This window comes from Sphingopyxis sp. OPL5, assembly GCF_003797775.2.
Classification (GTDB): domain Bacteria; phylum Pseudomonadota; class Alphaproteobacteria; order Sphingomonadales; family Sphingomonadaceae; genus Sphingopyxis.
This window is the reverse complement of record NZ_CP060725.1, coordinates 2,866,899-2,887,743: the sequence shown is the minus strand read 5'-3', so window position 1 is coordinate 2,887,743 and position 20,845 is coordinate 2,866,899. Positions and strand designations below refer to the sequence as shown.

General features: G+C 67.5%; 21 protein-coding genes. 11 read left to right on the top strand and 10 right to left on the bottom strand.

Translation table 11 applies throughout. From position 1 onward, the window contains the following. The first annotated feature begins 172 nt into the window (after nucleotides 1-172). Nucleotides 173-1,066: an FkbM family methyltransferase gene (locus tag EEB18_RS13840; protein WP_187141142.1), complete on the top strand. Its 894-nt coding sequence runs from the start codon at nucleotides 173-175 to the stop codon at nucleotides 1,064-1,066. A gap of 10 nt (nucleotides 1,067-1,076) precedes the next feature. Here EEB18_RS13840 and EEB18_RS13835 read toward each other — a convergent pair whose 3' ends face one another. Continuing rightward, complete coding sequence (locus EEB18_RS13835; RefSeq protein ID WP_187141141.1) at nucleotides 1,077-1,583, bottom strand: hypothetical protein; 507 nt, start codon at nucleotides 1,581-1,583, stop codon at nucleotides 1,077-1,079. Between the two features lie 107 nt (nucleotides 1,584-1,690). Between EEB18_RS13835 and EEB18_RS13830 the strand changes: the two genes are divergently transcribed. From EEB18_RS13830 to EEB18_RS13820, 3 genes are all read left to right on the top strand, one after another. Beyond that, entirely contained in the window at nucleotides 1,691-2,119 is a 429-nt protein-coding gene (locus EEB18_RS13830; RefSeq protein ID WP_187141140.1) for a GFA family protein, read from the top strand. A 171-nt stretch (nucleotides 2,120-2,290) separates the two neighbouring features. Continuing rightward, nucleotides 2,291-3,424, top strand: coding sequence for a cell wall hydrolase (locus tag EEB18_RS13825; RefSeq protein ID WP_187141139.1), 1,134 nt, complete (start codon nucleotides 2,291-2,293; stop codon nucleotides 3,422-3,424). A 45-nt stretch (nucleotides 3,425-3,469) separates the two neighbouring features. Further along, nucleotides 3,470-3,856, top strand: a complete 387-nt coding sequence (locus tag EEB18_RS13820; RefSeq protein WP_187141138.1) for a VOC family protein — start codon at nucleotides 3,470-3,472, stop codon at nucleotides 3,854-3,856. A gap of 118 nt (nucleotides 3,857-3,974) precedes the next feature. On the opposite strand, the gene EEB18_RS13815 is transcribed toward EEB18_RS13820, so the two are convergent. The 5 genes from EEB18_RS13815 to EEB18_RS13795 form a co-directional block, all read right to left on the bottom strand. Then, a complete protein-coding gene (locus EEB18_RS13815) occupies nucleotides 3,975-5,690 on the bottom strand; it encodes an ATP-binding protein (RefSeq protein WP_187141137.1) in 1,716 nt (571 codons plus the stop codon). Between the two features lie 93 nt (nucleotides 5,691-5,783). Further along, complete coding sequence (locus EEB18_RS13810; protein WP_410468106.1) at nucleotides 5,784-6,557, bottom strand: TIGR02186 family protein; 774 nt, start codon at nucleotides 6,555-6,557, stop codon at nucleotides 5,784-5,786. Beyond that, a complete protein-coding gene (locus EEB18_RS13805; protein ID WP_187141136.1) occupies nucleotides 6,554-7,462 on the bottom strand; it encodes a sulfite exporter TauE/SafE family protein in 909 nt (302 codons plus the stop codon). Before EEB18_RS13805 ends, EEB18_RS13810 begins: the two co-directional genes overlap by 4 nt. A gap of 102 nt (nucleotides 7,463-7,564) precedes the next feature. Next, nucleotides 7,565-8,707, bottom strand: coding sequence for a hypothetical protein (locus EEB18_RS13800; protein ID WP_187141135.1), 1,143 nt, complete (start codon nucleotides 8,705-8,707; stop codon nucleotides 7,565-7,567). Continuing rightward, nucleotides 8,704-10,119: a glycosyl transferase family protein gene (locus EEB18_RS13795; protein ID WP_187141134.1), complete on the bottom strand. Its 1,416-nt coding sequence runs from the start codon at nucleotides 10,117-10,119 to the stop codon at nucleotides 8,704-8,706. Before EEB18_RS13795 ends, EEB18_RS13800 begins: the two co-directional genes overlap by 4 nt. Nucleotides 10,120-10,258: 139 nt before the next feature. On the opposite strand from EEB18_RS13795, the gene nhaA reads away from it, so the two are divergent. From nhaA to EEB18_RS13775, 4 genes are all read left to right on the top strand, one after another. Next, nucleotides 10,259-11,536 (top strand): Na+/H+ antiporter NhaA, encoded by a 1,278-nt coding sequence (gene nhaA, locus EEB18_RS13790; protein WP_187141133.1) that lies wholly within the window; start codon nucleotides 10,259-10,261, stop codon nucleotides 11,534-11,536. Then, nucleotides 11,533-13,209, top strand: a complete 1,677-nt coding sequence (locus tag EEB18_RS13785; RefSeq protein WP_187669004.1) for a hypothetical protein — start codon at nucleotides 11,533-11,535, stop codon at nucleotides 13,207-13,209. The genes nhaA and EEB18_RS13785 overlap by 4 nt, the downstream gene beginning before the upstream one ends. Before the next feature lie 146 nt (nucleotides 13,210-13,355). Next, entirely contained in the window at nucleotides 13,356-14,120 is a 765-nt protein-coding gene (locus EEB18_RS13780) for a tryptophan 2,3-dioxygenase family protein (protein ID WP_187141036.1), read from the top strand. After that, nucleotides 14,117-15,244: an aminotransferase class V-fold PLP-dependent enzyme gene (locus tag EEB18_RS13775; protein WP_187141035.1), complete on the top strand. Its 1,128-nt coding sequence runs from the start codon at nucleotides 14,117-14,119 to the stop codon at nucleotides 15,242-15,244. The genes EEB18_RS13780 and EEB18_RS13775 overlap by 4 nt, the downstream gene beginning before the upstream one ends. Here the strand turns inward: EEB18_RS13775 and EEB18_RS13770 are convergent. The 4 genes from EEB18_RS13770 to EEB18_RS13755 form a co-directional block, all read right to left on the bottom strand. Continuing rightward, a complete protein-coding gene (locus tag EEB18_RS13770; RefSeq protein WP_187141043.1) occupies nucleotides 15,241-16,248 on the bottom strand; it encodes a zinc-dependent alcohol dehydrogenase family protein in 1,008 nt (335 codons plus the stop codon). The two genes, EEB18_RS13775 and EEB18_RS13770, sit on opposite strands and share 4 nt — an antisense overlap. A 34-nt stretch (nucleotides 16,249-16,282) precedes the next feature. Then, complete coding sequence (locus tag EEB18_RS13765) at nucleotides 16,283-16,594, bottom strand: hypothetical protein (RefSeq protein ID WP_056345685.1); 312 nt, start codon at nucleotides 16,592-16,594, stop codon at nucleotides 16,283-16,285. Then, entirely contained in the window at nucleotides 16,591-18,330 is a 1,740-nt protein-coding gene (locus EEB18_RS13760) for an N-acyl-D-amino-acid deacylase family protein (RefSeq protein WP_187141034.1), read from the bottom strand. The genes EEB18_RS13765 and EEB18_RS13760 overlap by 4 nt, the downstream gene beginning before the upstream one ends. Before the next feature lie 82 nt (nucleotides 18,331-18,412). Further along, complete coding sequence (locus EEB18_RS13755; protein WP_187141033.1) at nucleotides 18,413-19,219, bottom strand: sterol desaturase family protein; 807 nt, start codon at nucleotides 19,217-19,219, stop codon at nucleotides 18,413-18,415. An 86-nt stretch (nucleotides 19,220-19,305) separates the two neighbouring features. On the opposite strand from EEB18_RS13755, the gene EEB18_RS13750 reads away from it, so the two are divergent. From EEB18_RS13750 to EEB18_RS13740, 3 genes are read left to right on the top strand one after another with little or no spacing between them, the layout of a single operon-like run. Beyond that, on the top strand, nucleotides 19,306-19,461 hold the full coding sequence (locus tag EEB18_RS13750; RefSeq protein ID WP_156377610.1) for a hypothetical protein: 156 nt from the start codon (nucleotides 19,306-19,308) through the stop codon (nucleotides 19,459-19,461). A gap of 7 nt (nucleotides 19,462-19,468) precedes the next feature. Then, nucleotides 19,469-20,305, top strand: coding sequence for a hypothetical protein (locus EEB18_RS13745; RefSeq protein WP_187141032.1), 837 nt, complete (start codon nucleotides 19,469-19,471; stop codon nucleotides 20,303-20,305). Beyond that, entirely contained in the window at nucleotides 20,292-20,795 is a 504-nt protein-coding gene (locus EEB18_RS13740; protein WP_187141031.1) for a hypothetical protein, read from the top strand. Before EEB18_RS13745 ends, EEB18_RS13740 begins: the two co-directional genes overlap by 14 nt. The last annotated feature ends 50 nt before the right edge of the window (nucleotides 20,796-20,845 follow it).

The following is a 20,845-nucleotide window of genomic DNA, read 5'->3' as shown; positions in this document are numbered from 1 at the left end:
CTGTGGAGGCCCGGAGCCAACCCCGCATCGCCATACCAAATGGCGGCGCCCATCAACGCCTTCCCCCCTTGCCTTTTCGTAATTCCACCCAGCGACCGCGGCCCTTTTGGTACCGCCATTTTCATACCATTTTTCCGCGACTTCCTATGTCGCAAGCTGTTATGCTAACGACATGCAAGCCCAAAACGCCAGCTCGCCCGCGCCCCGGCCCTTTGCCGACCTGATCGATGGAGCCAGCGATTTCGGGCCGCTTCCGCCCAAAGCCAACCCGATGTCGGGGGTCTATATGGGGCGGGAAATCGTGATGACCCAATTGTGGACCGGGCATAGCTTTCTCGCGTCGACCCGCGACATGATCGTCACGCCCAACATCCTCCACTTCGGGATGGTCGAACCGCACAACAGCCGACTGCTCGTTTCCTTGATCCAGCCCGGCGACGTCGTCGTCGACGTCGGGGCGAACACCGGTTTTTATTCGGTACTCGGCGCGTGGCGCGCGCAGCCGGGTGGCCAGCTCTGGGCGTTCGAGCCAAATCCGACCGCCTATGCGCTGATGTCCGACAATCTGCACAACAATGGTTTTGGCGGTATCGCCCGCCGCCATCGCATCGCGCTATCGAATCGTCAGGGGGAGGCGATGCTGCGTGTCTTTCCGGGCTATGAGGCGACCTCGACGATCCGCGACATCTCCTCGGCCTTTGTCGAACATACCGAACGCGAAACGGGACGCGCCTCGCACGAAGTCGCGGTGCCGGTCGACACGCTCGACGCGGTCATGCACGGCTGCCCCGGGATCGATTTCATGAAAATGGACGCCGAGGGTCATGAACCCGAAATCATCGACGGCGCGCGCGAGATATTGGCGCGGTCGAAAAATCTGAAGATGCTGATGGAGTTCGTGCCCCCGATCCTGGACGCGGAAAAGGCGCGGGCAATGCTGAGAACGCTTCGCGAATTGGGGCTGATCATCTACCGGCTCGACACCGATGCGAATCTGACGCGATACGACGATGACGACGCGTTGATGGCAATCGATTTTTCGGATCTGGTCGTCGTCAGGCCCTGATCACGTCCGGTCAGCCCTCTGTTTCCACCACGATATGCGGCCACTGCCCCGCGAGCCGTTCGGCCCAGCGCTCATAAGGCCAGGGAATGACCTCAGCATCGAACCAGAACAACCGTTCGCCCTCGAGATCATAAAGCGACACCGCGTCATCGCTCTCGTCCTGCCGCACGATGCGGATCTTGCCGATGCGCGAGGGGTGGATGCGCCCTTCGTCGCCACCCGACGCGCCAACCCGTCCCTGCCACCAAACAAGATCGCCGGTCGCGGGATCGACGAAGCTGCCACGGCTCGGGTTGGCGAGCATGTTGAGCGCGGCGCCGAGTCCGACCAGCGCCCCGAAACCCTGCGCCAGCGGCACCAGCCAGGGCGCGCACTCGCGGCCGTCCGCGCTGCAGTTATCCGCCTGATCGATCGCCGACCCCGCCCAGAAAAAGGCGAGGCCGAAGGCGAGCAGCAGCCACATGCGGTAGTCGGTTCGCGCGCTGCGCCGATAGCTGGGAATGGCGGTGCCGGTCATGGCGATGCCATAGCCCGCCGGCGTCAACGACCGCCTAACGGCCGGCAGCATTTCCCTTTTGGATGACGCTTGCTAAAAAACCGCGAGCGCGGCGAACGGAGGCTCCTATGACGGCGGCAAACAAACTCGAAGGCCAGTGCCTGTGCGGCGCGGTGACGGTGCGGATGACGCCGCCCGAACCGCATGTCGATGCCTGTCACTGCGGCATGTGCCGGCGCTGGGGCGGCAGCGCCCTGCTGTCGTTGCGCATGGTCACCGACCCCGAGATCGAGGGGGCCGAGCATATCGGCCGCTATGCCTCCTCCGAATGGGCCGAGCGCGGCTTTTGTCGCCAATGCGGGACGCACCTGTTCTTTTTCTATAAGCCGAAAGCGAGCTATTCCTTCACCGCGGGGTTGTTCGGCGGCGCCGATGGCTTTGCCATGGTCGAAGAAATCTTCATCGACGAAAAACCCGCCTATTATGCGTTCACCGGGACGCGCGAACGGCTGACCGGAGCCGAGGTTATGGCGAAATTCGGGGTCGGCGAAAGCTGACCGGCGGCACGGCACCGCACCGCCCGGGGCATAAGCATGCGATACAATCCTGTCCCCGTGCGGGACACCCTCGGCGCCGCGCAACATTTTGTTCGCACCTCGCGGCATAAGACAGGCTGCCGGACCCCGCGCGAATCGGTCGCGAAGGGGGGCACGAGACGCATTTGACGCATGAAGCCCGAATTCAACCTCTCGGCGCGATCGCCCTGGCTCGACCCGGCGCGCGACGCCGCGCCGCGTGGACCCCGGCGACGCTGGTGGATCGGCCTCGCCTTTGCCAGCCTGCTCGCCTGCTTCGCGCTCGTCGCGACGACGGGGCAGCTGCGCGCCTATGTCCCCGGCCCCTATAGCGTCAGCGTCCCGCTGACTTTCAAAGTCTACGACCCCACTCGCTGGGCGATCATGAACGCCGGGGACTATGAGGACGCGCTAAAACTCGACCCGACGCTTCCCGATCCGGGCAGCGTCGGATGGGCCGACGCGACCGCAACCCCCGGGGTCGATCCCGCGACGCTGCGCCAGGAGGCCTTCGTCGGACCGCCCGCCAAACCCTATGTGTTTCGCGGCGTCACCGCGCTCGACCGCGAACGCGCCCATTATTGCCTGACCTCGGCGATCTATTACGAAGCCGCGTCCGAAAGCGACGACGGTATGCGCGGGGTCGCGCAGGTCATCGTCAACCGCGCCCGCCATCCGAGCTTTCCCAACACGATCTGCGGCGTCGTGTTCCAGGGATCGCAGCGCGCCGGGGTGTGTCAGTTCACCTTCAGTTGCGACGGCGCGATGGCGCGCGCGCCGAGCCGCGACAACTGGCTGCGCGCCAGCCGCATCGCGGCGGCGGCGCTCGGCGGCTATGTCTTTCCCGGCGTCGGCCTCGCAACCCATTATCACACCCAGGCGATCTGGCCGCGCTGGGGCAAGAGCCTGGTGATGACCAACATTGTCGGCGCGCATATCTTCCACCGCTGGCGCGGCCGCTGGGGCATGCCCGACGCCTTTCGCGCGCCGTATCTCGGCCGCGAGCCGGTGCCCGGCCCCTATCTGCCGGTCGCCCAGCAGCTCGCGATCCTGAAGGGCCAGGGCGCCGCGCCGACGGGCCTGCTTCCCGAAGGCAGCGGCACGCTCGCGCCGTTGCCCAACGTCGCCCCCGCGCCGACGCCGCAGGCGATGGCGCAAGGCGAACGCGCGATCGGTACCCCGGTGGCGACACCTGCCGCGCCCGCGAAAACCTATGCAGACCCGCGGCTCAACCAGTCGGGACAGGTCCGCGAGGAATATAACAAGAGCGGAGAGTGGATTCGCTGACCCGTTCGGCCTAGCCTGCCCCCATCACCGACAGGGAGGTTTGTCATGGGACATGTGAAGGGCATCGGCGGGCTGTTTTTCCGGTCGAACGACCCGGTCGCGCTCAAGACCTGGTATCGCGAGCGTCTGGGCATCGGCGGCGGTTGCAGCGCCGACGAGAGCGTCGCGCCCAACGAATGGGTGTGGAACGTCGCGGCAGGGCCGCTCGTCTTCGAACCCTTCAAGGCCGACAGCGACTATTTCCCAGCCGACCGGCAGCATATGATCAACCTGCGCGTCGACAACCTCGACGCCGTGCTCGCCCCGTTTCGCGCCGCGGGCGACGAGGTGATCACCAAACCCGAATGGGATGACCCGAGCCTCGGCCGCTTTGCGCGCGTTTTCGATCCCGAAGGCAATCCGATCGAATTGTGGGAACCCGCGGTGGCGTAAGCGGCATCGACCAACAAAGCCTCGTCATTGCGAGGAGCCGAAGGCGACGCGGCAATCCAGAGTCGCGTAACCCGCCCTGGATTGCTTCGCTTCGCTCGCAATGACGATGCTTGGAAGCTTATCGTCCCTGGCTGCGCCAGCGCTTGACGACGCGCTCGAGAATCTCGGCCTCGCCGCCGGTCTCGCGCCATAGTTTCGAGAAGAGCGGATCGCTCGACGCCGGGCGCTTGTCCTCTTCGAGCGTGTCGAGATAGACGCGGATCGGGATCGAGACGCCTTCGCCGCAGATGATGCATTCGCGGTTGCGCAGCGCGGGGATCGAATCGATGAAGCCGCGCGCGCCTTCGGGCATTGCCGCCTTGACGAAATGCTGGTCGCGTTCGTTGTTGAGGCGCATCGAGATGATCGTGCCGCACTGCGACAGCACGCCTTCGGCCAGATCCGACGGGCGCTGGGTGATCAGGCCCAGCGAGACGCCATATTTGCGGCCTTCCTTGGCGATGCGTTCGAGGATCTTGCGCACCGCCTGGCCCTGGCCGACGTCCTTGGCGGGAATATAACGATGCGCCTCTTCGCAGACGAGCAGGATCGGGCGTTGCGGCTCGCCGCGCGACCAGATCGCATAGTCGAAGGTCAGGCGCGACAGCACCGCGACGACGACGGCGGTGATGTCCGAGGGGACCCCCGACACGTCGATGATCGAAATCGGCCGGCCGTCCGACGGCAGGCGAAAAATCTTGCCGATGAAATTGGCCATCGTGTCGGCGACGAGCATGCCCGAGAACATGAAATTATAACGCGGGTCGGCACGCATTTCCTCGATCTTGCCCTTGATCCGCATGAAGGGCGCGCTCGACGACGCCTTGTCGAGCCGGCCCATCTCGTTCTGCAATATGTTGAGCAGGTCGGACAACAGATAGGGGATCGGCGAATCGACGGTGAGCTTGGTCATGCCCTCGGCCAGCCGGTTCTTCTGCCGCGCCATCAGCAGGCACTTGGCGAGCACATCGCAGTCGCCCTGGCGATCGCGGCCCTCGCTGGTGACGAACACCTCGCAATGTTCTTCGAAGTTCATCAGCCAATAGGGCATGGCGAGATTGTCGACGTCGAACAGCGCGCCGGTGTTCTTGAACGCCGCCGAATATTCGCCGTGCGGGTCGATCATCACGATATGGCCCTGCGGCGATTGTTCGCAAATCTTGTGGAGGATCAGCGCGGCGCTGGTCGATTTGCCGGTGCCGGTCGATCCCAGCAGCGCGAAATGCTTGCCCAGCATCGCGTCGACATAGAGCGACCCGCGAATATCCTTGGTCGGATAGACGGTTCCGATCTCGACATGCGCGCGGTCGTCGGCGGCGTAGATCTGCTTGAGGTCGGCGCTGGTCGCCGCATAGGCTTGGCTGCCGGGAATCGGATAGCGGGTGACGCCGCGGCGGAAATTGTGGATGCGGCCGGTCAGCTTTTCTTCGTCGCCTTCCCCCAGAAAGTCGATCGAGGCAAGGATCAGCCCTTCGCTGCGCTCGTGCAATTGCTGGTCGCGGATGCTGGCGAGCAGCCAGACATTGCCGACGCGAACCTTGATCTGCGCGCCGACCTGGCCCGCCATGGCGACCGCCGGATCGCCCGAATCCGACAGACGCTGCAGCGCCCCTACGTCGAGCAGGATGCGCGAAGCGGAGCCCGAAATATCGATGACTTCGCCGACCAACAGGTCGTCGCGATGGTGTACTGCCGCCGGGTTGACCGGCGCTGCGGTCGCAACGCCACCGGCGAGCCGGACGTGCTGCGCCGGCGCAGCCTCCCCGGCCTTGTACCCGCCACCTTGCATATCCATCAAAACTGCCCCGCCTGTGTCGTTTCGTGACCCCGGACACCGGTATCGCAGCTGATGGTAAAGAAAGCGCTTATGATCGGCGAAATCGAGGGGCTAGCGCCGCTTGAAGGCTGCCGACGCCGCATAGCCGAGAAGCAGCGACAGCGCGACCGCGGCCAGCCCATAGAGAAAGCCATGGCGCTGCGCCGCAAGCGCGACGAAGCGTTCGAAACCCGCCTTGCGGATCTCGACGTTGCGCGACGCGACCGCGAGTACGCGCCCCTTGCTGATCAGGAAGGTTTCGGCGCGATAGGTTCCGACCGGCACCCGCGCCGGCACCGGAATGCGCGCGCGGTACAACACGCCTTCGCTGATTTCGACCGCCGCCGGATTCTCGTAAAAAAGCCCGAGACGGCGATAAAGGTCGATCAGCCCGTTTTCGAAACGCTCGAGCTTGGCAGCCTCCGAAAAGCCCGTCGGCGACATCGACAGGTTGGTAAGGCCGAGCTCGAAGATTGCCGCAGTGCGCTCGTCGACCAGCTGATCGATCGGCCGCGACGAGCCGATCGCGTAGAAGCCGGGCGAGGTACGCAGGCGGATGCTGTTCGCATTGACCCAGATGCCCGCGACGCGTTTCTTTTCGCGCAGGACGATCGGGCGCACCGGCCCCTTCAGCACGACCACGATGTCGGCGCGGTCGTCGGGCAGGCGCTGGCCGGGATAGAGGATCGCGCCGAACAGCAGCAATTCCTCGCCGGTGAAGCTGTACTGGATGTCGATCGCGCGGCTCGACACGTCGGGGACAAGACGCGGATCGTCGGCGCGCGCCGGGCCGGTCGCGAAGAAGGTCGCAGCCAGCAACAGCAGGAAGGCGCAGACGCGGGTCACTGGACCGTGTAGATTTCTTCGGGGCGGATGAAGAGGTCGACCGCCATGCGCAGCGCGACGAGCAGCACGATCACCGCGAGCGCCATGCGCAGATATTCGGGCTTCACCTTTTGCGCGAAACGCGCGCCGACCTGCGCCCCGGTGACGCTGCCGATCAGCAGCAGCCCGGCGAGCACGATGTCGACCGCGCCGGTGGTCATCGCATGGACCATCGTCGTCGCGATCGTCACGAACAATATCTGGAACAGCGAGGTGCCGACGACGACCTGCGTCCCCATGCCGAGCAGAAAAATCATCGCCGGGACCATGATGAAGCCGCCGCCGACCCCGAGCAGCATCGTCAGCACGCCGACCGCCATCCCGAGCAGCAGCGGCGCGAGCGGCGAAATATAAAGACCCGAGCGATAGAAGCGCCAGCGCAGCGGCAGGTTGGCGACCATCGGATGGTGGCGCCGCTTGCGCGCCGGGGCCGGCACCCCCGCCTTCATCGCCCGCAGCGCCCCCCACGCCTCGCGCGCCATGAACGACCCGACCGAGCCGAGCAGCGCCACGTAAAGAATGTTGATCGTCGTATCGATCTGCCCCCACGCGGTCAGCAGTTCGAACAGCGCCGCACCGATCAGCGAGCCGATCAGCCCGCCCGCGACGAGCACCGCGCCCATGCGCAGGTCGACCCCGTCGCGCTCGAGATGCGCGAGCGCACCCGACACGCTGGCGCCGGTCACCTGCGTCGCCGCCGATGCCGCCGCGACCGTCGGCGGAATGCCATAGAAGATCAGCAGCGGCGTGGTCAGGAAACCGCCGCCGACGCCGAACATGCCCGACAGGAAACCCACCCCGCCGCCGAGCAGAATGATGACCAGCGCATTGACCGACAAATTGGCGACAGGAAGGTAGAGATCCATGGGCCCCGAATGCGAAAATGCGCCCCGGACGGAGCGGCTGCGCCGACCCTAGACCAGTTTCATGCCGTGGGGAATCGCCGCGGCGCGGAAAATCGGGAAAAATCAGAAGTCGGCGGCGAGCGTCAGCGCAAGGCCGCTGTCGGGCTTTGCATCGCCCGCGACGCGCTGTCGCCAGTCGAGCGCGAGGCGGCTGCCCTCGCCGACTTCGGGCAGGCGCAGCGTCAGCCGCGGGCCGACATCGACCCGCCCCGCGCCCGGCTGTACCGACCCCGCCGCGAGCGCGCCGAGATGCAGGCTGGCCTGCGGGTTCCGGGCGATTTCGCGGTCGACGACGACCGCCGCATCGGCAAAACCGTCGCGCCGCCGTGCCCCGACGATTCCGGCCTGCCCATAGGCTTCGAGCCGGAAACGCCGCGGCAAGGCGACATCGCCGACCCCGCCGCTGACCATCGCCGCGAGCGCGGTGCGCCCGCCGCTTCCCGCCGCGACACGCTGCTCGATCGCGACATCGAGCGGCAGGTGCCGGGCCGGAGCGAAAGCGAGGCCGAAGGCGAGTTCGCGCTGGCGCGTTTCGGCGAGCGCGAGCGTCGCGCGGCCATAGGCGCGCACGCGCCCGCTGTCGCCGAAACCAAAAGCGAGCCGCGCGCCGGCTTGGCTGCCGCCGAGCTGGCTCGCCGCGGCGATGCCGCCGGGCGGCGCATCGCCCGACCCGCTGCGCATATAGGCCCAGCTGCCGAGCGACCAGCCGGCAAGCTGACGCTGCATCCAGAAGGGCTGGCCGCGGCCGGGCGGCGCGGCACGCGCCGGCAGCGGCGCGGTCACCCACGCCGATGCACCCACCGGAAAGGCGGCGGCCGAGGCGCCGCCGACTTGCGGCGGCAGCAATCGCGCCATCAGCGCGAGCCGCAGATTGTGCCGATCGCCGCCACTCCATTCGCCGCTGGCCGCGTCGGCATCCGCGACCGGGGTTTGCGGCAGCGGGCGCGACATCCGCTCTTTCTCCCGTCCGCCCGCAGCGATCATCGAAGCCGGCACGGCGCGGGGCGTCGCTTCGGCGGTCGCCCATGGTGCAGGCACGGCCTCGCCCGCCCATGGCGGAGGCGGCATCCCGGGTGGCGGCGACGGGATCGCTGGGTTCCAGTGCGCCATCACCCGCACCAGCGTCCAGCCGCCGAGCAGGAGCAACAGGAAACGCAGCGACCGCGCGTCGCGGCGCGTGTGGCGGGCGATGATGACGCCCGTCACCCGCTGCGCCCCGGTGGCAGCGCCGGAACCGGCAGCGCGTCGCGCTCGCCATGCGGTGTCTTGTCCCATACCAACCGCCCCGACCGGAGCATGCGCCAATAGACCGCGACCGCGCGCCGCGCCGCGAGCATCGCGACGATGTTGGCGACAAAGGCGCGCGGGATCGACCGCAGCCCCTGCCGCCAGCCATAGGCGCGCGCCGCGAAATGGCCGCGCATGCCCAACCGCCAGAGCAGCAATGTCGCCGACAGGCCCATCAGATATTGCAGCATCGCCCCCGGCGGACGCGCCTGCCAGCCGAACAGCGCATGGCCGATCCAGCCCGCCGCGCCGACGACCAGCGCGGCATAGGAGGCGAGCAGGACAAGCGCCGCGAGCGGAGCGCGGCGATCGCGCCACAGCATCCAGCGGGCACGCCAGCCGCCGTCCTGCGGCCCCGCCCAGCCGAGATGGTCCCATCCCGCGAGCGCGATCCCCGCGATCCAGCGCGATTTCTGGCGCACCGCGGTCTCGATCGTTTCGGGGAAAGCGCCGCGCGACACGATCCAGTCGCCCGCGTCGTCGATGGCCGCGACGAACGCGGTGCCAAGGCCATAGGTGCCCACGAGGATCCCGACCTCATAATCCTCGGTCAGGCTGTCGGCGCGAAAGGGCTGACCGCCGCGGGTGATCGACAACAGGGTCAGCGCGTGGCGCGTCAGCGCGCAACCAACCCCGGCCGAGGGCAGCGGCGCACCGATCCGCGTGCGCAGCGCCAGATCCTTGCCGTGCGCCTCGGCGAATTCGTCGGCATAGTGGCCCGCGACCCATTGCTGCCCGAGTCCGAGCAGGGGCAGCACCGGAATCTGCACCATCGCATGGCGCGTCAGTTCGGCGCGGTAGAGCGCGAGCTCGCCGCGGTGGACGATATCCTCGGCGTCGTGGAGCACGATGCCCGCGAACCATATGCCCTCGACCCGCTCGTCGCTGCCCATCGCCGCCCACAACCGGTTCAGGTTGTCGCCCTTGGTCGTCGGCCCTTCGGCATCGCCGATCACCAGCCGGAGGCGCGGGTCGCCCGCGACCAGCGGCGACACCGCGAACAGCGTCGCCGCATCGTTGGGATAACAGCCGAGATAGATGCGGAAATCCTCGCCCTGCCAAGCGGCGAGCGTCCGCCGGATCATCGCGGGCAGCACCTTCGCCTCGTCCCAGGCCGGAACGAAGATCGCGAGCGGCCCCGCGAGTGGCGCCTGCGGCCGATGATCGCGCAGATAGCGCGGCGCGGCATCGCGGTCGCGGGTGACGAACCACAATATGTCGAAGAACAGATCGTCGAAACCGATGACCAATATGCCGACCGACGCGAACAGCATCAGTTCGTGGCTGGCCAGCGCGACCAGCATTTCCAGCCCTGCGGTCGACAGCCCCATATGCCCCGCCCCCCTGTGGCGTCAGGCGCCACAAGCATCTGGAACTAGTCAAAAACACGCGGCGGGTAAAGGGTGACGCGACCGCCATCGCACGCTAGGAGAGGCCCCTCCAATCCACCGAAGAAGCCGCTCTCACCCTATGACCCGCCGCTCGACACGTACCTCCGCCCTGCGCGATTTCCTCGAAAGCGAGAGCGCGGGCGGGATGTTGCTGATCTTCGCGGCGGCGCTGGCGATGCTGATCGCCAATTCGGCCTTCGGCGAGACATATTCCCACGCGATCCATGCGGTGACCGGCCCCGTGCTGTCCGACAAGCTCGGCCCGATGACGGTCCATCTGTGGATCAACGACGGGCTGATGGCGATCTTCTTCCTGCTCGTCGGGCTCGAGATCAAGCGCGAGTTCGTCGACGGCCGGCTCGCCAGCTGGGACCGGCGGCGGTTGCCCTTCATCGCCGCGGCGGCGGGCATGGCGGTGCCGGCGCTGCTCTACATGGCCTTTGCCGGCGGCACGCCGGGCCTCGCGCAAGGCTGGGCGATCCCGGCGGCGACCGACATCGCCTTCGCGATCGGCGTGCTCGCGCTGCTCGGCAAGCGCGCGCCGACCTCGCTCAAGCTGTTCCTCGTCACCGTCGCGATCGTCGACGACATGGGCGCGGTCGCGATCATCGCGCTTTTCTATACCGCCAAGATCAACCTCGTCGCACTCGCGGCGGCGGGAGCGGTCTTCGCCCTGATGTTCGTCTGCAACCGGATGGGGATCAAAAGCCTGCTCGTCTATCTGCTGCTGTTCGTGCTGCTCTGGTACGCGATGCTGCTCTCGGGCGTGCATGCGACGATCGCCGGCGTCCTAGCCGCGATGGCGATCCCGTTCGAGCGGACGCCCGGGGCCCCCGACAGCGCGACCTCGCCGCTCCATCGCCTCGAACATGCGTTGCACCCGTGGGTCGCCTTCGCGATCGTGCCCTTTTTCGGCTTCGCCAATGCCGGGGTAGATATCTCGGGCCTCACCGCCGAACAGATTTTCGCTCCGCTCCCACTTGGGATCGCCGCAGGGCTGTTTTTGGGCAAACAGATCGGCATCTTCGGCAGCGTCTGGCTGGCCGTGAAATTCGGCATCGCCGGCAAGCTGCGCGGCGCGACCTGGCTGCAAATCTATGGCGTGTCCTTGCTGTGCGGTATCGGCTTCACGATGAGCCTGTTCATCGGCGGCCTCGCCTTCCCCGGCGATGCGCTGCTCATCGAGGAAGCCAAGATCGGCATATTGATGGGTTCGCTGGTTGCCGCGCTCGCCGGTTATGCGGTACTGCGCTTCGCGCCGCTGCACCCGCAGCATGGCGCGGTCGAAGCCAGCTGCGATGACGAAATCGTCGGCGACGGCGACGTCCGCGATACCTCGGAGCCGATTTCCGCATGATGCACCGCCTGCGCTTACCTCTGGCCGTCATGCTGACCGCCTCGACGCTGTCGGGCTGCTATGCGCTCGACCCCGAGATGAAGCGCACGGTCGAGGCACGCAAGACGCAGGACAGCCCCGCCGGCCCGGAGCGCAACCCCGCGCTGCCCGACACTGCTGCGAAAGCCCCGGTGCCGGAAGCAGCGGTGCCCGAAGTCGACGTGCGCCGGGTCGAGGTCGTGCGCGGCATGACCGCGCTGCCGCCGCCTTCGGGCGCGCCGGCCGCCCGGCCCGACGCCAATGGCGAAGAACGGGCGACGATCATTCCGGGCCTCACCGCCCTGCCGCCGCCGTCGGGATCGGCACCCGGGCTGCCCGCATCACCCGACCTGCCCCCGCCGCCCGCGCCCGCCGCCGATTGGCCGGTGCGCTCGGCCGCCACGGTCGACCCCGCCGCCGCGACGCTCGCGGGTCAGACGGTCGACGCCATCGCCACCGCCTATGTCTCGCTCAGCCTCGAAATCGGCACGCACGAGAAAGGCTATATCGACGCCTATTATGGCCCGCAGAGCCTGCTCGACGCATCGACCGCGGCGCCCCGCGACCAGAAGGCGCTGCTCGTCTCGACCCGCCAGCTGATCGCCAAGCTCGAAGAGATCGCACCCGACCTGTCCGACCCGATCGAGCGCCAGCGCCGCGCCTTCCTCGCGGCGCAGCTCCGCGCCGCCGAGACGCGGCTGATGATGATGGGCGGCGCACGTTTCTCCTTTGCCGAAGAGGCCGAGCGCCTGTTCGGGGTGCGCCCGGTTCTGAAGCCGCTCAAAAGCTATGACGCGGCGCTCGCCACGGTCGATGCGCTGGTTCCCGGCGAAGGCGCGCTGGCGACGCGGGTCGAGGCCTATCTCGACCGCTTCACCATCCCCAAGGACAGGTTGCAGGGGGTGTTCGAGGCCGCCATCGCGCGCTGCCGCGGTCGCACCGTCGCGCATGTCGCGCTGGCGCCGGGCGACAGTTTCGAATTGCAGTTCGTCACCGGCAAAAGCTGGAGCGGCTATAATTATTACCAGGGCGGCTATCACAGCATCATCCAGGTCAACACCGACCTGCCGATCCGCCTGTCGCGCGCGCTCGACCTCGGTTGCCACGAGGGTTACCCCGGCCATCACCTCCTCAACATGAAGCTCGAGGAGCAGATGGTGAAAGGGCGCGGCTGGATCGAGTATAGCGTGTATCCGCTGTACAGCCCGCAGAGCCTGATCGCCGAGGGCACCGCGAACTACGGCATCGATCTCGCCTTCCCCGGCCAGACGCGCCCCGACACCGAGCGTGACGTTCTGATGCCGCTCGCGGGCATCGAGCCGCCGTCGGACGACCGCTATTGGCAATTGCTCGACGCGATGAAGGCGCTGACCGGGGCGCGGCTGACGATCGCCCAGCAATATCTCGACGGCGTCATCGACCGCGCCACGGCGGTCCAGCTCACCGAAAAATATCTGCTCGTCTCGCCGGCGCGCGCCGAACAGTCGGTCAGCTTCACCGACCAATATCGCAGCTATGTGATCAACTATGGCCTCGGCGAGGAAATCGTCCGCGCCTATATCGAGCGCGGCGACCCCGACCGCGACGAAATCTGGCGCCGCTTCGCGCTGATCATCGGCGAGCCGACCCTGCCCTCGGACCTGCTGGCACGATGAAGCGCGCGGCGCCCTTGCTGTGGCTCGGCCAGTCGGGTTCGCCGCGACGTCCCCCGGCGGGGGTCGCGCCGCGCGGCTGAACACCTTCGGCGCGCCACGACGCGCGCCGTCCGTTCCTCCGTGCCATTTTCGCAAGGGATCAGCCCATGCTCGACAAGACCGAAACCCACCGCCGCATCGAAACCCCCGACATGAAAGATTATGGGGTCTATCTCGCGGTCGACCGCCTGCTGCTCTGCCAGAAACCGCTCGCCCAACTTTGCACCCCCGACGAATTGCAGTTCCAGATCGTCCACCAGGTCGAGGAATTGTGGATGAAGCTGATGGCCTTCACCCTCACCGAGATCGACGGCCATATGGCCGCAGGCGAGACGATGCGCGTGCTCAGCCTGTTCGACCGGGTCAATCGCATCATGCGGATGATGACCGACCAGCTGTCGCTGCTCGAGACGATGAGTCCCTTCGACTATCAGTCGATCCGCCTCCAGCTCGGCAACGGGTCAGGGCAGGAAAGCCCGGGTTTCCAGCTGCTCCTCACGTTGCCACAGCCGTTATGGGCGCGCTACAAGGCCGCCTATCTCGACCCGACGGGCCGCAGCATCGCCGACGTCTACGACACCGGCTACAAGCACGACGAAGCCTATATGGTCGCCGAGGCGCTGGTCGAGTTCGACGAATTGTTCCAGCTGTTCCGCGCCCATCACATCACCCTGATCCACCGTTCGATCGGCATGGGGTCGAAGTCGCTGAAAGGCCGTCCGGTCGAACTGCTCAACGCCGGCGCGCGCCACCGTTTCTTCCCCGAGCTCTGGGACATCCGCGCCGAGATGACCGACCGCTGGGGCGCCGAATATGGCGTCAAGCGCGACAGCATCAGCGGCGGCGCGGCGGGGCACGGGAGCGGGCTGTGACGCCCGCGCTGCTTCAGCCCGCGGTCGCGGCGCGCTTCCACCTGCCGTCCGGCAGCGTCTATCTCAAAAGCCATAGCGTCGGTTGCCAGCCGCGCGCCGCAGCCGACGCGCTGCAGGCGCGGCTGCTCCATCCGTGGCGCGAGACCGGCGAGGCCTGGCCCGACTGGCTCGCCGCGATCGACGACTGGCGCGCCGCGCTTGGCGGCCTGATCGGCGTCGAGGCACGCGACCTGTGCCCGGCGACCAACGTCAGCGCCGCGCTGTCGCGTTACCTGTCGGCGCTTGGACAGGCCACCGACCGCCGCACGATCCTGCTCGCACCGAGCGCCTTTCCGACGATCGGCTATGTCGCGAGCGGGCTGGCGGCGGCGGGCTGGACGACGCGCTACCTGCCCGTCGATACCGATGTGCGCGACCCGGCGAGCTGGACCGCAGCGCTCGACGACAGCGTCGCGCTCGTCGTCGCGATGCATGTCAGTTCGAACAGCGGCGCGCTGACCGATATCGCGGCGGTGGCGCGCGCCGCCAAGGCCGCCGGCGCGCGCTGCGTCGCCGACTGCGCGCAGTCGGTCGGCATCGTCCCTGTGAACCCCGCTGCATGGGGCGCCGATGCCGTGATCGGCACCAGCGTCAAATGGTTGTGCGGCGGTCCCGGCGCGGCTTGGCTGTGGGTTGCCCCGCACGACCGGACGGCGCTCGACCCGATGGAGCGCGGCTGGTGGAGCCACGAAAATCCCTTCGAGATGGACATCGCCGACTTTCGCTACGCCCCCGACGCCCGGCGCTGGTGGGGCGGCACCCCCGATGTCGCGCCGTTCATCCTGTCGACGGCGGGGATCGGCGAGATCGCGGCGATCGGCGTCGATGCGATCGGCGCGCACAATCGCACGCTGCAAGCAATGCTGCGCGACGCGCTGGAACCGAAGACCCCCGGGTGGAGCTGGCCCGAAGGCGCTGTCGGCGGGACGCTCTGCATCGATACCGGCACCGACCAGCCGCGCGTTGCCGAGGCGCTCGACCGGCACGATCTTCGCGCCGATTTCCGCGGCACGATCCTGCGTCTGTCGTTCCATGCCTATAATGGCGTCGCCGATGTGGAGCGGACGCTCGCCGCGCTCGGCTAGATATCGACGACAATCTTGCCGAAATGCGCGTTGGCGATCTGGTGGCGGAAGGCGTCGCCGAGCCGTTCCAGCGGGAAATGATCGCTGATCACCGGCCGGATGCCATTCGCCTCGACGCCGTCGATCATCGCGAGTTGCTGCGCGCGGCTGCCGACGGTCAGCCCTTGCACCCGCAAATTCTTGCCCATCAGCAGCGCGGTCTGCACCGGTCCGGCGATGCCGGCCAGCACGCCGATCAGCGCGACATGGCCGCCGACGCGCGCCGCGACCATCGACTGGTCGAGCGTACCCGCGCCGCCGATTTCGACCACCGTGTCGACCCCGCGCCCACCGGTCAGCTCGAGCGCCTTCGCGCCCCATTTCGGCTCTTCCTTGTAGTTGATCAGTTCGTCGGCGCCGAGCACTTTCAACTTGTCGAGCTTCGCATCGGACGAGCTGGTCGCGATCACCTTCGCGCCCGCCGCCTTGGCGAATTGCAGCGCGAACACCGACACCCCGCCGCTGCCCTGGATCAGCACGGTCGAGCCCGGCCGGGTCGCCCCGTCGACGAACAGCGCGCGCCATGCGGTGAGGCCCGCGCAGGTCAGCGTCGCCGCCTCGGCCGCCGACCAGCCCTGCGGCACGCGGGTGAACCAGTGCTGCGGGGTCACCACCACCTCGCGCGCATAACCGTCGATGCCGTCGCCCGGCACTTTGGTAAAGGCACCCGCAGGCGGTGCGCCGTCGGTCCATTCGGGGAAGAAGAGCGATACGACCGGGTCGCCGACCCGATAGTCGGTCACGCCCTCACCCACCGCCTCGACCGTCCCTGCGCCATCGGACATCGGGATGCGCCCGGCGGCGGTCGGGATCATCCCGGCGACGACGGCAAAGTCGTGGAAGTTCAGCGACGATGCCGCCAGCCGGACGCGGATCTCGCCCGGACCCGGATCGCCCGGATCGGGGAGGGTGGCGACCGCCAGACTGTCGAGCGACGCGGGCGCGCCGAGGCGCATGGCCTTCACCATGAAGTATCTCCTGAAAAGCGGCTCCGCCGCGCTATTTCTGAAAGCAGCCGTAGCTCGCCGTACCGCTGCCGAGCGCGTCGGCGATCCGCACCGAGCAATCCCATTCCTCCGGCGCCGCGCCCTCGGCCTGGATCGTCGCCTTGCCTTCGAAGCTGCCATCGGCCTGCGCGCTGAGGTCGGCCTTGAGCACCTTTTCGCCGACGGCCGCCTTGCGCTTGGTCAGATAGGCCTCGGCATCCTTGGCGGTCGGCGCCTTGTTGGCGGGCGCGGCATCACCGCCGCACGCGGAGAGCAGCAGCGCGGCGGCGAGCGCCGCGCCTGCCCCGATCGACGCGCGCCTCATTCGGCGGCCATCGCCAGTTCGACGCGCTGCGGTCCGCGGATCACGCCGCCAGGGGTCGGCCCCTGCATCGCGCCGTCGCGGAAGGTCACTTCGCCCGACTTGATCGTCGCGACATAGCCGTCGGCCTTTTGCAGCAGGCGCTTGCCGCCCGCGGGCAGGTCGAAAGCAAGCCAGGGCTTGCCCAGCTTGATCGCGTCCATGTCGATGATGTTGAGGTCGGCGAGATAGCCCGGCGCGAGCACCCCGCGATCCTCCAGCCCGTACAGCACCGCGGTGTCGCGGCACTGACGCTTGATCGCATGTTCCAGCCCGATGCGGTTGCCGTTGCGGTCGCGCACCCAATGCTGGAGCATGAAGGTCGGCGACGCCGCGTCGCAGATCGTCCCGCAATGCGCGCCGCCATCGGACAGGCTGTTCACCGTGTCGCCGGCCGCCTGCAGGTCCTCGAGAAAATTGAGGTTGCCGTCACGGTAGTTCAAAATCGGGAAATAGATGAAGCCCTTGCCATCGTCCTTCATCAGCAGGTCATAGGCATATTCGGACGGCGTCACGCCCGCCGCAGCAGCGCGATGCGCGATGCTTTCGTCCATCCGCGGCTCATAGTTGAAATCGGGGTCCATCTCGAAATGGACCGGCCAGCCCTCGGCGACGACCTTCAGAAAGTCGAGGATATCGCTTTCGGGCCAGATATTGGCTTCCTGCGTCATGCGGGTGCGGAACGCGGGGTCCTTCAGATGCGCGAGCTGCTGCTCCCACGGCAGGTCGATGATTTCGTTCCACGCCGGCTTGAAGCGGAACGGATGCACGGTACCCTGCCACGCCATGATGACGCCATTGCCGCGCAGCGCGATCTGCGCGACGATGTTCGCGCCGGTCGCGTTCTGCTTGCGCATCTCCTCGATCTGCTCCTCGAGCGGCAGTTCCTTGGCGATCGACTGGAGCGCGGCGAAGGTCACCGGCAACCCGGTTTCGCGGCTGAGGTCGCCCATCCACTGAAACTCGTTCCACTCGCGCTTCATGTCGCTCGCCATCTCGAACACGCCATACCCGACGCGCCCCATCGCGCGGCCGATCGCGACCAGTTCCTCGGCCGTCGCGGTGGTGCCAGGGACGAGTTCGCCGTCGATCGACTTGTGGAGCACGGTGCGGCTGGTCGAAAAGCCGAGCGCGCCGGCGCGCACGCCTTCCTCGACGATCCGCGACATTTCGGCGATGTCCGCCTCGGTCGGGATCGCGCCGGGCTTTTCGCGGTCGCCGAGCACATAGGCGCGCACCGCGCCGTGCGGAACGTGGCACGCGACGTCGACGGTGCGCGGCAGCTTTTCGAGCGCGTCCATATATTCGGGGAAGGTCTCCCAATCCCACGACATGCCTTCGGCGAGCGCGGTGCCCGGAATATCCTCGACGCCTTCCATCAGCGAGATCAGCCATTCGTGGCGGTCGGGCTTGGCGGGGGCGAAGCCGACGCCGCAATTGCCCATCACGACCGTGGTGACGCCGTGCCAGCTCGACGGCGCCATTTCGGCGTCCCAGGTCGCCTGCCCGTCATAATGGGTGTGAACATCGACGAAGCCCGGGGTGACGACCTTGCCGGCGGCGTCGATTTCCTCGCGCCCCTTGCCCAGATTCTCGCCCACCGCGACGATCCGGTCGCCGTCGATCGCGATGTCCGCGACAAAGGCGTCGCCGCCCGTTCCATCGACGACGGTGCCGCCGCGAATCACCAGATCATGCATGTCCACTCTCCCGATTTTTTCGTTTCAGGGAGAAACCTATCACGGATATTCGATATGCCAAGGCCTCGCGACCGGAGGACAATCAGCCGGGCGGCACATCGCGAAGGAAGGGTGAAAGCAGCTGCCGGTCCCAGCGGTCGGCATCGCGATCATGCGTGGGTCCCAGTCCCAGCGTCTCGACGCGTTCGACATGGGGATCGCGCCAGGTGCCGAAGAGGCGATCCCAGACGGTAAAGAGCGAGCCATAATTGCTGTCGGTCTGCACTTGCCGACTGCTGTGATGGATCAGGTGGACAGCGGGGGTCGCGAACAGCCAGGTGGCGGCGCGCCAGACACGCCCCTCGGCACGAATATTGGCGTGCTCGGCGATACCCGCGACGAGAAGCACGAGTTCAGCGATCGCGACCGCCGTCGGCGGCAGCGCGAACAGCCAGATCGCCGGCAGCGCGCACAGGAACGACACGAACTGCTCGACCGGATGATGGCGGAACCCCGTCGTCGCATCGACCCCGGTGTCGCTGTGATGGACGCGATGCAGCCGCCACAGCCAGCCGATGCGGTGCGAGGCGCGGTGCGCCCAATAGGCCGACAGGCTGCGCAGCAACACCGTCACAAGCAGCGCGAGCGCGAGCGGCGCGGACGGTAGCGGCAGGGGCGCCGTCCCTTCCCGTCCGGCCCATGCGGCAAAGGCGATCAGGCTGACCGGCACGAGCGCGGCGAGCAACAGGCCGAGGATACCGAGCAGCAAATTGGTCGCCGGGCGCCGCAACCCCGCCCCCGCATCGTCGCGCGTGCCGAACAGCGCCTCGGCGCAGGCATCCGCAACGAAAGCGCCGGCCATCGAAAAGGGCGCCCACGCCATCACCTCCCGTGCGAATATCTGCTCCATCGTGCCAAGCGGTAAAGCCGCTTGCCGCCGTGGCAAGCGCTCGCTACGATTCCGGCACGACGTTATTTTTCCGAGGGGCTTCGATCATGCGCGCATTGGCCGTCACCATTCTTCTTGCAATCCCGACCGCCGCCTTTGCCGGCGTTGCCCCGACCCCCGGCCCCGAAGCCGGCGTCGGTGCCGCAGCGATGGCGGCCGTCGCCGCAGGCTATCTGTTCCTGAAGCGCCGTCGCAGCCGCTAAACCGGCGATGACCGCAGCGGCAGCGGTTTCGCCGCGACGGATCGAGCGCAGTGTCGTTTTCGCCGCCGCGCTGCTGATCGTCATCGCATCGGCGCTGAGCACGCGCATCGGCGCGGCGGTCGCGCATCGCGGCCTCGTCCCGTCGCTTTTCGAATTGTTCGGCGTCAGCGCGATCGTCTGGTTCGCCGCCTTCGCGATATGCGCGATCGCGCGCGACGATGATGGCCGATCGGCCTGGCGGCGCGGCGACGCGCCGGTCCTCGCCGCGATGGTCGGCGCGGCGCTGCTGCCGCTCCCTGCGCTCGGCGCGGCGGCGGTCTTTGGCGCAGGCGCATGGCTGGCGCTGCGCTCCGAACCGGCATCGGGCGCGCGGCGGATCGGACTGGTTGCACTGGCTCTCAGCGCCCATCTGCTCTGGGGTCCGCTGATCCTGAAGCTGCTCGGCAGCGAGTTGCTCGCCTTCGATGCGCAAATCGCCGCGCTGTTCGCGGGCGGCAATGCCGACGGCAACATCTTCGGCCAGGCGGGATCTCAGGCTTTCACGGTCGGCCAGAACTGCTCGTCGCTGACCAATCTCTCGCTCGCCGGGGTGCTCGCGGTGACGCTGGCGCAATTGTTCGAACTGCGCTTCGATCGCCGTCTCGTCATCGCCACGCTGATCGCGATGCTCGGCACGATCGTCGTCAACGGCATCCGCCTCGCGACGATCGCACGCCATCCCAACCTCTACGATTATCTGCACGGCGGCGCGGGGATGATGTTGTTCGGCTGGGCCTCGCTGCTCGTCACCGCCGCGATCGTCGGCACCGCCGTCGCGCGTCACCCCGATTTTGCGGCGCGCTGATCGCATCCTGATCGGCGCGGCGCTGCTCGCCGTGGCGCTTGTCACGGCGAAATTGCTGTGGCTGCCGCGCAACGTCTATCCCGACCGCGAACGGCTGGCGGCGGCGATCGAGACGCGGCTCGCCACGGCGGGCCTGACGAGCAGCCGGCCGTGGGAAGCGGCACCCTTTCGTATTCGTGCCGCCGGCGGCGCCTGTACGATGATCGTCCAGCAACTCGACGTCGAGGCGGCGGAAAAGAGCATTTTCGCCGAACGCGCACGCACCATCGGTCCGGTGCGCTATCTATATGGCGATGGCGTGCGGACCGACTTCCCGCGCACCGGCACGGTGCTGCGCGACCAATATCAGCGGCAGGCGGCGCGGCTCGGCCTGTCGGTCGCGATCGACCCGATCATCGGCGTCGCCGCGTCGCCCGGCTGTCCAGATCCGGCGGCGCTGCTCGCGGGCCTCAAGCTCCAGCCGCGCGCCGGACCGCCCGCGCTGCCCTGACCGATTTCGCGCGCCAGCACCCCGGCGAGCCGTTAGAGTCGCGCGATACC